We start from the raw sequence: 7,487 nt of genomic DNA, 5'->3' as shown, positions 1-7,487 counted from the left end.
ACGGACGGATTGGTTTTAGCCCGAAATATGTTGATAAGACCGGTCAATTCGGGCAAACAGGGCCGATTCATTCACTGCCGCAGCATTAATCGGCCGGTCGCGGGCGGAGACCCGGCCGAGGGAAGGAAATGCCTAGGAGGCCGCCTTCATCGGACGGTGACCATCCTGCTGTGCCAGCCGGTGGAGCCGCTCGGGAAGGGCGGAGTGCGCTGCTCGGATTGCAGCTGCCCGGACCGGTCGGTGGCGCGTACCCGCAGCGTATGGTTACCCGCCTCGGCCATCCACTGCCAGGTCCACTGCCGCCAGGTGTCGATGGAGTACTCGGCGGCCGGCGTGGCGGGCTGCCAGGGCTGATCATCCACCTGCACTTCGATACTCGCGATGCCGCGCTGCTGCGCCCAGGCCACACCCGCGACGGTGACCGCACCCGCCGGAACGGTCGCGAAGGCGGCGGGCACATCGATGCGCGAGGCGGTCTTGATGGGGCCGTGATCGGCCCAGCCGCGATCGGTCCAGTAGGCGCTGGCCCGATCGAAACGGGTAATCTCCAGGTCCACTACCCATTTCGTGGCCGAGACGTATCCGTAGAGGCCCGGAACGATCAGTCGCGCGGGATATCCGTGCGCGATCGGCAGCGGTGCACCGTTCATACCGATGACGAGCAGCGCGTCACGGCCGTCGAGTACGGCGGACAGCGGTGTGCCGACGGTGAATCCGTCGATGCTGCGGGACAGCAGCATATCCGCGTCGGGGTGCACGCCCGCGTCGGCGAGCAGGTCAGCGAGCGGATAGCCCAGCCAGCGCGCGGTTCCGGCGAGCTCACCACCCACCTCGTTGGACACACAGGTGAGGGTGAGAATCCGCTCCACCGCGGTACGCTGCCGCAGGCCGTCGAAATCCAATTCCACGGTGCGATCGGTCATTCCGTGAATCCGCAGCCGCCAGTCGCCGCTGGTCAGCGCGGGCAGCTGCAGGGCGGTATCGACCCGGTAGAACCGATCGTCCGGGGTGATGAACGGGGTGAGACCCGCGATCTGGGGCTGCGCCTCCGGTGGCACCGCCAGCGCGGATCGAAGCGGGCGCGGCAAGAGGAAGCGGGCCCGGTCGGCGACCACATCCCGCAGGTGTGCGCCCAGCCAGCGGGCTGCCGAAACAGTGCCCACGGCGAGCGCACCGACACTCACCGCGGTTATCAGGAATCGGCGGCGTGTCATATTGGCGGACTCGGGAGTGCGCAGCGACGGTGTACCCGCGACCACCAGTCGCAGCGCCACGATCCCGGCGGCGATACCGGCCACGGTCGGCAGCACGAACCAGACTGTCGCTGTGGGCCTTTGCAGCGCGAACAACGCTGTGACGCCACCCAGCAGCAGGAGCATCGGGGTGCCGAGCGGCCGACGGCGCTCCAGCATGCCCACCAGCGCCGCGCCGATCGCCATCACTACCGACATCGAAATGAAAAGCGCCAGTTTGTCATTGCTGCCGAAACGGCGAATCGCCGCGTCCTTCAAGGTATGTGGCGTGTGATCGACCATGGTCGCGCCGAGTACGAAGAAGGGCGAGGACGCCGGATCGATGAACACCGAGACGAGCTGACCGGCACCCAGCACCAGCGCCGCGGCGAGCAGGCCCGCCACCGCGCCCCGCATCCAGTGCCGCCGGACGACCGGTGAACTCTGCTGGGGCGCAATGACGGTACTGCGGGACATCACGGCTGCTCTCGTTCCTGGCCGGTCTCTGCTCAGGTGACGAGATTGAGACTGGCGATCGGGGTGGTGGTCGGCTGCGGTGAGCCTCCTGCCGGTTCGACGGTGACGGCCAAGGTGTCCACCGACCGGAAGGTGGTCACCAGTGGACCGCTGGACAGCGCGTCGACAATGGCGGCCGAGCGCGGCTTGCCGCCGAGCGGGACCAGCCACACCTGATAGGCGCTACCGGCGGACGGCGCCGGAACCTGAAGGAAGCGGACCGAGGCCGCGGAAAGCCTTGCGGAAGTGTGTATCTCGAGCTCGCCGCCGGTCGTGACCGGAATCATGCGGGTCGACACATCAGGTTGCTGATCGATCATCGCCGCCGAGATGGCGGGCCGGTCGGTGCCGCGGTACGCGACCAGACCGAAGCCCATGCCGATCGCCACCACCAGCACCGCCGCGGCAGCCAGCCACTCCAGTCGCGAGAACCACGCGAGACCACCGCTCCGGCGCTGCTCGCCGCCCTCCCGTGGACCCTGCAGCACCCGGTCGAGGGCGCGCATGAGCCGGCCTTCCAATTCCTTCGGCGCCGGGTAGGAGTCGATAATGCTGAGTTCGGCCATGCTCTCCCGCACCGCCGAGACAGTGGCATCGAATTCGGCCACGGTGACTCGATCGGCACGCGCGCGCCGCAATTCGATATCGTCGCGTTCGAGGTCGGTCACGGCGTCCATCGCGTACGGGTAGGCGAGTTCGAGCAATTCCATCTCCGGCCGCTCGACAATGCTCATCACAGGTCACCTCCTGTCAGACAGGCCGCGAGGCGTTTGAGCCCGTCGCGGATCCGGGTTTTCACGGTGGGCACCGGGGTGCCTAGATGTTCGGCCACTTCGCTGTAGGTGCGGCCGCCGTAATAGGCCAGCTCGATGGTTTCGCGCTGCAGCGGGGTCAGCGTGCCCAGGCAGTGCAGCACCGCGCTTTCCTCGAGCCGCTGCTCGACCGCCTCCGCCACCACATCGTGATCGCGGCCCAAATGCAGTTGGCCGTAGGCCAGATCGCGGCCGGCGGCGGAACTCTCGGCCCGGATGCGATCGACGGCCCGCCGATGGGTGAGCATCATGAGCCACCCCATCGGACTCGACATCCGCTCGTCGTAGCGAGACGCCAGGGACCACGCCTGCAGGTACACCTCCTGGGTGACCTCCTCTGCGGTCGCGCGATTGCGCGACATGCGTAGCGCGAGACCGAATACGCGATGGCTGGTCAGCCGGTAGAGCTGAGTGAACGCATCGCGATCACCCGCGCCCGCCGCCGCCACCAGCGTGGCGAGACGGCGAGCCAGTTCGTCGTCCCGCCCGTGTCCCCGGCTGGGACACGACGGGCCGGGCGACATTTCCCCGTCGAAGTCCCGGAACAGCGGGACGACCGTCGAATTCTCTTCCTCCGTCACGCGGGCACCTGCGGCATTCCTCCAGATCCGGCCGGGACGAACGGGATTCGTGACTTCGACATCTGCCTCTCGCCTCCTGACGACGTGGTGGACGTGGGCGACCATGGTGCTCGTCCCCCGCTCAGGAGGGCGGCATGAGGACGCTGTCGATCAGATAGACCGTCGCGTTCGCGGTCTTCACACCACCGCAGATGACCGATGCGCCACCGACTTTGATGTCGTCACCGGTACGGGTGACCATCACATCGGCACCCTCGACGGTCTTGTGGGTGCCGGCAATGCTGTCGGGCGCGATCTGCCCGGGCACCACGTGATAGGTGAGGATCTTGGTCAGCGTGGGGGCATCCGCCTTCAGCGCATCGATGGTCGCGGCGGGCACCTTGGCGAAGGCCGCGTCCACCGGAGCGAAGACGGTGAACTGCCCGCCGTCGAGGGTGTCGACCAGATTCACCTGCGGGTTGAGCTGGCCGGATACCGCCGATACCAGGGTCTTCAGCAGCGGATTGTTGGAGGCCGCGACGGCCACCGGATCCTGGGCCATACCGCTCACGGATCCGGCGCCGGTAGGCACCTGCTGCGCGTAGTCCTTGCAGCCGGGGCCGACCAGATTCGCGGCGCTCGCCGCGCTGGTGGTCGAACCGGACATCGAGGTGGTCGAGGCGCTGCCGGAGTCCGATTTATCACTCGAACAGGCGGTGATGCCGGCGGCCGTCGTGGCCAGGGCAATCGCCACGACGACAGAACGCTGTATCAGCTTCATGGGTCTTCATTTCCTTCGGATTCGATGGACTACCCCGGTGCCGCCGGTCACCGGCCGAAGATCGGGGTGGGATTCGGTCGGCCGGTGACCCTTTGCGGGCGGGGCGGCTCGAGCCCCGGTGCTCATCCGTATCCGATGACCACGTACTGGGTTTCGCCCTGGCTCGCCCGCCGGTTTGGTCGAATCGGAAACTTCTTCGAATCCGGCCCGTGGCGGTCGCCGGCGAAACTCGTGCCGCCACGGCCAAACCGGGCAGGGGAGCATGTCGAAATCGAGGTATGCACCCAAGACGGAATATCGCCGTGATCGGCAGCGGAGTAGCCGGGCTCACCGCGGCATACGTGCTGGCCAAGCACGACCGGGTGACCCTGTACGAACGAGATTCCCGCCTCGGCGGGCATGCGCACACCCACGAGGTGGAGTTCGCGCCCGGTAAACGGGTCTGGGTCGATTCCGGATTTCTCGTGCACAACGACCGCACCTATCCGACCCTGCTGCGGCTGTTCGAGGAACTCGGGGTGCAGACCCGGGAGACCGATATGTCGATGTCGGTCCGTGCGGACGCCCTCGGGCTCGAGTATGCCGGGGCGAAGGGGCTCGGTGGCCTGTTCTCGACGGCGCGCATGCTGCGCAAGCCCCGCTATCTCCGCATGCTCACCGAGATCCGGCGCTTCCATCGCGCGGCGCGAGAGTTATTGCGGCAGGACGACTCCGCGCTCACCCTCGCGGAGTTCCTGCGGGAGCACCGATTCAGCGCGTACTTCACCGAATACTTCATGACGCCGCTGGTCGCTGCGGTGTGGTCGTGCGATCCGGGTACCGCCACGCAATATCCGGCCCAGTATCTGTTTCGATTCCTCGACCACCACGGCATGCTCACCGTCTACGACTCCCCCACCTGGCGCACCGTCGTCGGTGGGTCGGCGCGCTATGTGGAGAAGATCGCCACAACGCTGGACGAGGTCCGCACCGGAACGCCGGTACTCGCGGTCGCCGAACACACGGACCACGTCCTGGTCACCGACCGCTCGGGCGTCCGCCGCTTCGACGCCGCCGTCCTCGCCACCCATCCGCAGCAGGCCCTGGCTCTGCTCGCCGATCCGTCGCCGCTCACCGAAGCCGTGCTCGGCGCCATGCCCTACTCGCTCAATCCCGCTCAGCTGCCCGAAATCGACAGCGGCCGAGTCACCTTCGCGGGGGCCTATCACGGCTGGGGATTCCACGAGGACGGTGCGCTGTCCGGGCTGCGTGCGGCCGAACGGCTCGGCGGATGGTGGCCGGTGTATCTCACCGGGAAGGCGGCGGACGCGGTGGGTGCACGGTGAACACCGCTCGCGAGCCCGCGCTCTATCTCACGCGAATGCGGCACGTACGCAAGGAACCTGTGCACCACGAGTTCGAATATCGCAGCTACAGCTGGTTTTTCGATATCGATAACCCGCCGGTGCTGCCATTGCCGTTGCGCCCCTTCGCCTCGTTCCGCGCCGCCGATCATCTCGAGCCGACGCGTGGCGAGATCGACGCGCACGGTTATACAGGCGCGGTACGGCAGTTCGGCAGGAGCGATGACCTGCGGGCCCGGTTGGACTACTACCTCGCCCGCCACGGCGTGGACTGCACGGGCGGGCGGATCACCGCGCTCATGAACGCGCGAATGTTCGGTTACGTCTTCGATCCGCTGACCGTGTTCTGGTGCCACGACGCCGGTGGCGAATTGCGCTGCGTCATAGCCGAAGTGCACAGCACCTACGGTGAACGGCACGCCTACCTGGTGCGGCCCGACGACCTCGGCCGCGCCAGCGTGGACAAGCGGTTCTATGTCTCGCCCTTCAATGACGTCGACGGCCGCTACCTGCTGCGACTACCCGAGCCCGACGAGGGGCTGGCCCTGCGGATCACGCTGCTGCGCGACCGCCAGGCGCCGTTCACCGCCACGATGTCCGGCCATCGCGTACCGGTGACACCACGCACCGTATTGCGTGCGCAATGGCGTGCTCCGTTCGCGCCGTGGCTCATAGCGGCCCGCATTCGCAAACACGGCATTGCGTTGTGGGCGCGCGGATTACCGATCGCACCGCGCCCACTCGCCGAATCTTCCCGAAGGACAGCACTGTGACCAGTTCCCGCCTCGACTCCACCACCGACGCCCTGCAACCACCGGTGCCCGGCGGGCTGCGGGCCCGGCTGCTCGGCGCGGGCGCGTCCGTACTCTTCCGGCGCGCGGTGGGGCGACTGCCGCTGCGTGTGGAACTCCCCGACGGGACGCTGCCCGGAGCGCGCGCCGAGGCCGATCCATTGCCGCGCATGATCATTCGCAATCCGGCGGCGTTCTTCGCCCGTGTCGGCAGTCAGGGGCTCATCGGTTTCGGCGAGTCCTATACGGCCGGCGAATGGACCGCGCCGGACCCGGCCTCGGTGCTGTATGTGCTCGCGACCGAGCTCACCCGGCTGATTCTCCGTCCGCTGCAACGCTTCCGGGCCGCACTACCTACACGGCCCGCAGGAGGGCTGGGCACCACGGAGAATGCCCGCTCCAATATCGAGCACCACTACGATCTGTCCAACGAGCTGTTCCATCTGTTCCTGGATGACGCGATGACGTACTCCGCCGCGCTGTTCGAGGACGCCGAACTCGCTGCCGGACCGGTGCCGTGGGAGCGGCTGGCGGCTGCGCAGCGCCACAAGATCGACCGGCTGCTGAACGCGGCCGGAGTGCGCGCCGGGAGCCGGGTACTCGAAATCGGTACCGGCTGGGACGAATTGTGTGTGCGGGGCGCGCGTGCATTCGGTGACCCTGTCGGCGCGGCAGCAGGAGCTCGCGCGGCTGCGCATGGCGGCGGCGGGCTATGCGGAATCGGTCTGCGTCGAATTGCAGGACTACCGGGATGTGCGGGGCACCTACGATCGGCGGGAACGATTCGACAGCCGCGCCGCCGATATCGAGTCGCTCGGCTTCGACGCCCGCTTCCGGCGACTGTGGCAGTTCTATCTTGCCTTCTCCGAGGCCGGATTCCGTTCCCGCTACCTCGATGTGCGGCATTTCGTGCTGGACCGTCCCGAGGAACAGCAGTGACCATCGCGCTACTCAGTTTGCTGGCGCTCGCCGTCTTGCAGAGTGCCACCTTCGCCATCGCCCGGCGCATCCGCAGGTACAACATCGTCGATGTGGTGTGGAGTCTCGGCTTCGTGCTGGTCGCCCTCGTCGCAGCCATTGTCGGCGACGGCGCTCTCGACCGGCGGATGCTATTGCTCGGACTGGTCACGGTGTGGGGTCTGTGGCTCATAACCGCGAGCGGCTGGCCGGGGGTGCGCACGGTCTTCGCTCCCCTGCTCATGTCCTATGTGCTGATCCAGGGCCCCGGAGCGAGACTGCTCGAACGGAATCTGGGCCAGCGGCCCGGCTATCGCGAATACCAGCAGCGTACGGCCTATTTTCTACCACGAACCCCGCATCGTGCCCGATCACACTAGGCTCGCACGAATGGCGGACCACCAGCGCTTCGAGTCGGTGCATACCGACGATGCCGAGCGCGAGTCGGGACCGGCCTGTCCGGTAACCAGACCCGCGGCCGGGCCGGACGTCGCA

General features: G+C 67.2%; 7 protein-coding genes and 1 pseudogene. 4 read left to right on the top strand and 4 right to left on the bottom strand.

Annotated elements, in window-relative coordinates; translation table 11 throughout:
* Nucleotides 1–146 precede the first annotated feature (146 nt).
* From JWN03_RS38135 to JWN03_RS38120, 4 genes are all read right to left on the bottom strand, one after another.
* Nucleotides 147–1,709, bottom strand: coding sequence for a molybdopterin-dependent oxidoreductase (locus JWN03_RS38135; RefSeq protein ID WP_297625929.1), 1,563 nt, complete (start codon nucleotides 1,707–1,709; stop codon nucleotides 147–149).
* Nucleotides 1,710–1,741: 32 nt separating this feature from the next.
* Nucleotides 1,742–2,482, bottom strand: a complete 741-nt coding sequence (locus JWN03_RS38130; RefSeq protein ID WP_297625926.1) for an anti-sigma factor — start codon at nucleotides 2,480–2,482, stop codon at nucleotides 1,742–1,744.
* Complete coding sequence (sigK, locus tag JWN03_RS38125; protein ID WP_441343135.1) at nucleotides 2,482–3,141, bottom strand: ECF RNA polymerase sigma factor SigK; 660 nt, start codon at nucleotides 3,139–3,141, stop codon at nucleotides 2,482–2,484. The genes JWN03_RS38130 and sigK overlap by 1 nt, the downstream gene beginning before the upstream one ends.
* 121 nt (nucleotides 3,142–3,262) lie before the next feature.
* Nucleotides 3,263–3,901 (bottom strand): fasciclin domain-containing protein, encoded by a 639-nt coding sequence (locus tag JWN03_RS38120; RefSeq protein ID WP_297625923.1) that lies wholly within the window; start codon nucleotides 3,899–3,901, stop codon nucleotides 3,263–3,265.
* Between the two features lie 278 nt (nucleotides 3,902–4,179).
* On the opposite strand from JWN03_RS38120, the gene JWN03_RS38115 reads away from it, so the two are divergent.
* The 4 genes and pseudogenes from JWN03_RS38115 (at nucleotide 4,180) to JWN03_RS38095 (ending at nucleotide 7,372) form a co-directional block, all read left to right on the top strand.
* A complete protein-coding gene (locus tag JWN03_RS38115) occupies nucleotides 4,180–5,226 on the top strand; it encodes an NAD(P)/FAD-dependent oxidoreductase (protein WP_297625920.1) in 1,047 nt (348 codons plus the stop codon).
* 35 nt (nucleotides 5,227–5,261) lie between these two features.
* Nucleotides 5,262–6,017, top strand: coding sequence for a DUF1365 domain-containing protein (locus JWN03_RS38110; RefSeq protein WP_441343136.1), 756 nt, complete (start codon nucleotides 5,262–5,264; stop codon nucleotides 6,015–6,017).
* Nucleotides 5,993–6,974: pseudogene (locus tag JWN03_RS45640) on the top strand (class I SAM-dependent methyltransferase). Before JWN03_RS38110 ends, JWN03_RS45640 begins: the two are co-directional and overlap by 25 nt.
* Nucleotides 6,878–7,372, top strand: a complete 495-nt coding sequence (locus JWN03_RS38095; RefSeq protein WP_297625945.1) for a DUF1295 domain-containing protein — start codon at nucleotides 6,878–6,880, stop codon at nucleotides 7,370–7,372. Before JWN03_RS45640 ends, JWN03_RS38095 begins: the two are co-directional and overlap by 97 nt.
* Nucleotides 7,373–7,487: the final 115 nt, after the last annotated feature.

This window comes from Nocardia sp. (genome assembly GCF_025465275.1).
In the GTDB taxonomy this organism is placed as follows: domain Bacteria; phylum Actinomycetota; class Actinomycetes; order Mycobacteriales; family Mycobacteriaceae; genus Nocardia.
Note: the sequence above shows the minus strand (reverse complement) of the source record. Positions and strands in the feature narration are given on the sequence as shown.

Coding starts and splice junctions, on each gene's coding strand:
- JWN03_RS38115 (WP_297625920.1), top strand. CDS start 4,180: ATGCACCCAAGACGGAATATCGCCGTGATCGGCAGCGGAGTAGCCGGG.
- JWN03_RS38130 (WP_297625926.1), bottom strand. CDS start 2,482: ATGAGCATTGTCGAGCGGCCGGAGATGGAATTGCTCGAACTCGCCTAC.
- JWN03_RS38135 (WP_297625929.1), bottom strand. CDS start 1,709: ATGTCCCGCAGTACCGTCATTGCGCCCCAGCAGAGTTCACCGGTCGTC.
- JWN03_RS38120 (WP_297625923.1), bottom strand. CDS start 3,901: ATGAAGCTGATACAGCGTTCTGTCGTCGTGGCGATTGCCCTGGCCACG.
- JWN03_RS38110 (WP_441343136.1), top strand. CDS start 5,262: ATGCGGCACGTACGCAAGGAACCTGTGCACCACGAGTTCGAATATCGC.